The organism is Flavobacterium sp. (assembly GCF_036405015.1).
Classification (GTDB): Bacteria; Bacteroidota; Bacteroidia; order Flavobacteriales; family Flavobacteriaceae; genus Flavobacterium.
The window spans coordinates 1-3,336 of the sequence record NZ_DASWYK010000113.1; the positions used below are offsets into that span (position 1 = coordinate 1).

The 3,336-nt window shown below is 32.5% G+C and carries 3 protein-coding genes; all 3 read left to right on the forward strand.

Annotated features, from left to right (window positions below):
- The first annotated feature begins 561 nt into the window (after positions 1-561).
- On the forward strand, positions 562-1,308 hold the full coding sequence (locus VGE71_RS08655; protein ID WP_144215628.1) for an electron transfer flavoprotein subunit beta/FixA family protein: 747 nt from the start codon (positions 562-564) through the stop codon (positions 1,306-1,308).
- Between the two features lie 139 nt (positions 1,309-1,447).
- On the forward strand, positions 1,448-2,416 hold the full coding sequence (locus VGE71_RS08660) for an electron transfer flavoprotein subunit alpha/FixB family protein (protein ID WP_331137965.1): 969 nt from the start codon (positions 1,448-1,450) through the stop codon (positions 2,414-2,416).
- Positions 2,417-2,580: 164 nt separating this feature from the next.
- Entirely contained in the window at positions 2,581-3,204 is a 624-nt protein-coding gene (locus VGE71_RS08665) for a bifunctional nuclease family protein (RefSeq protein ID WP_144215630.1), read from the forward strand.
- The last annotated feature ends 132 nt before the right edge of the window (positions 3,205-3,336 follow it).

Below are 3,336 nucleotides of genomic sequence, written 5' to 3' on the forward strand. Positions count from 1 at the left end.
CGACGCATTTCTTCGCTCATCGCTTCGCAAATGGCCTCTCTAAATTGTATTGTTCTCATATTTTATATTGTATGTTGAATTTTCTGAAGAGCAAAAATAAATATTTTAAATAACTTAAAAGCATAAATTGAATTTAAAATCACATGAACTGCTGTACATCTTTAGCTTTTAACTTTTTTAAGTTTATTGTGATATTTACGAAATCGATATAATAACATATAAGCTGTATTTATTTTATCCTAAATATTTTTTAGACAAACTTTAGTCTATTTGTTGAAATTCTTATTCTTCCTAAAATCTATTCATAGAACGCAAAAAACAAAAAGTTAGTATTAACGCTACAAAATTTATTTCTACTTTGTCACTCCAAATATTACAAAATTCCTAATAATCAGACGAAAAGAATATTTTTTTATTTTTAAATCCCGATAAAAACCATCTAAAACCATACAATCTGCGAAATCGTAATAGTTTTAAAAAATATTATGCATGCATAATATAATTATTCCAAATTAAATTCTAAATTTGTAAAAGCATATTATAAATTCAAAATATATACTTATGAAAATACTAGTTTGCATCAGCCATGTGCCTGATACTACTTCTAAAATTAACTTTACCAACGGTGATTCAGAATTTGATACAGCCGGCGTACAATATGTAATTAACCCTAACGACGAATTTGGATTGACTCGTGCAATCTGGTTTCAGGAACAACAAGGAGCAAACGTAACTGTTGTAAACGTTGGAGGTCCTGATACTGAACCAACTTTGCGTAAAGCATTGGCAATTGGTGCAAACGAAGCAATTCGTGTAAACGCAAATCCAACTGATGGATTTTTCGTTGCAAAACAATTGGCAGAAGTAATTAAAAATGGAGGTTACGATCTTGTAATTGCTGGAAAAGAATCTTTAGATTATAACGGAGGAATGGTTCCAGGAATGATTGCTGGAATTTTAGGATCTAACTTCTTAAACTCTTGTACAGCTTTAACTGTTGACGGAAACAACGTAAAAGCAGTTAGAGAAATCGATGGTGGAAAAGAAACTGTGAGCACTACCCTTCCATTAATTATTGGAGCTCAAAAAGGTCTTGTCGAAGAAAAAGACCTTCGCATTCCTAACATGAGAGGAATTATGACAGCAAGAACCAAAGCTTTAACAATTCTTGAGCCAGTAGATGCACCTGTAAATACAAAAGCGGTAAAATTTGAAAAACCAGCTCCAAAATCGGCAGTAAAATTAGTTTCTGCAGATAATTTAGATGAGTTGATCAATTTATTACACAACGAAGCTAAGGTGATTTAAGATTGTAGATTTTAGATTGCAGATTGCAATACTAAATCTACATTTTGATACACTTCAAAATCTAAAATCAATAATCATTTTAGATTTCAGCTTCAAAAATCTGAAATCTGAAATCTAAAATCTAAAATCTAAAATTATTATGTCAATATTAATATATGCAGAATCTGCAGAAGGAAAATTTAAAAAAGTTGCTTTCGAATTAGCTTCTTACGCTAAAAAAGTAGCAGAAAGTTTAGGAACAACCGTTACTGCTTTAACAGTAAACATCAGCGATGTAAGCGAGCTAGGCAAATACGGAGTAGATAAAGTTTTAAAAGTAACAAACGATAAATTAGCTGGTTTTACAGCTAAAGCTTACGCTGATGTAATCAAACAAGCTGCTGAAAAAGAAGGAACGAAAGTAGTTTTACTTTCTTCTACAACAGATAGTATTTACCTTTCATCATTAGTCGCAGTAGCTCTAAATGCAGGTTTTGCTTCAAATGTTGTTGGATTGCCTGTTAGCACTTCACCATTCCAGGTAAAAAGAAATGCTTTTTCAAACAAAGCTTTCAATATTACTGAAATAGCTACAGATGTAAAAGTTCTTGGTTTAGCGAAAAACTCTTATGGAATTTTTGAAAGCGCAGGAGCTGCAACAGCAGAAGATTTTAATCCAACTATCGGAGACAATGATTTTGGTGTAAAAGTAGAATCTGTAGAGAAAGTTTCTGGAAAAGTTTCTATTGCTGATGCTGATATCGTAGTTTCTGGCGGACGTGGATTAAAAGGTCCAGAAAACTGGGGACTAGTTGAAAATTTAGCTGAAGTTTTAGGCGCTGCAACAGCATGTTCTAAACCTGTTTCAGATTTAGGATGGAGACCTCACAGCGAGCATGTTGGACAAACAGGAAAACCAGTTGCAACAAATTTATATATTGCCATAGGTATTTCAGGAGCAATTCAGCATATCGCCGGAATCAACTCTTCAAAAGTAAAAGTTGTAATCAACAATGACCCTGAAGCTCCTTTCTTTAAAGTAGCTGATTACGGAATTGTTGGAGACGCTTTTGAAATTGTACCGCAATTAACAGAGAAATTAAAAGCTTTCAAAGCTCAGCATTCTTAATTTAAAATTCTCTCAAAAAATATAGCTGCCTAAAAACAAGATAATCGTATCTTTGTTTTAAGGCAGCTTTTTTGTTCCATATTTTTTGACTAAAATTGCACCTTTATTTTTCAATCAAAAAAAGCATAAAACTGTGGTCGTAACTACCACTTTTACAAACATATATGAGTCTAGTAAAATTATCTATAAAAGGAATTTCATACAGCCAAACTCAAAATGGCGCTTATGCCTTAATTCTGAATGAAGTTGATGGTGAAAGAAAATTGCCTATTGTTATTGGCGCTTTTGAAGCTCAGTCAATAGCTATTGCCTTAGAAAAAGAAATAAAACCACCTCGTCCGTTAACGCATGATTTATTCAAAAACTTTGCAGAAAGATTTGATATAGTGGTAAAACAGGTAATCATTCACAAACTTGTTGATGGTGTTTTTTACTCTAGTTTAATTTGTGAAAGAGACAAAATCGAAGAAATAATCGATGCCAGAACTTCTGATGCAATTGCTTTGGCGCTACGTTTCAATGCACCGATTTTCACTTATAAAAACATCTTAGACAAAGCCGGAATTTATTTAAAATCAAATACAGCCGATACAGATCAGGGCGCTCAGGAAATTGACGATGTACTTTCTAATCCAGAAACTTTTGGACACGAAGAAGAAACCAATCAATCTGGAGATGTTTATGCAAAACATACTTTACAGGAATTAAACGATCTTTTAGATCAAGCCGTTTCGCAAGAAGATTACGAAAAAGCTGCCAAAATCAGAGACGAAATCTCTAGAAGATAAATTCAATGTTTAATCGTTGAACCGTTTATTCGTTAAATCGATTAAACAATTAAACGAATAACCGAATAAACAAACAAATGAAACAATATTTAGATTTAGTAAAACACGTTTTAGAAAACGGAAATCAAAAAG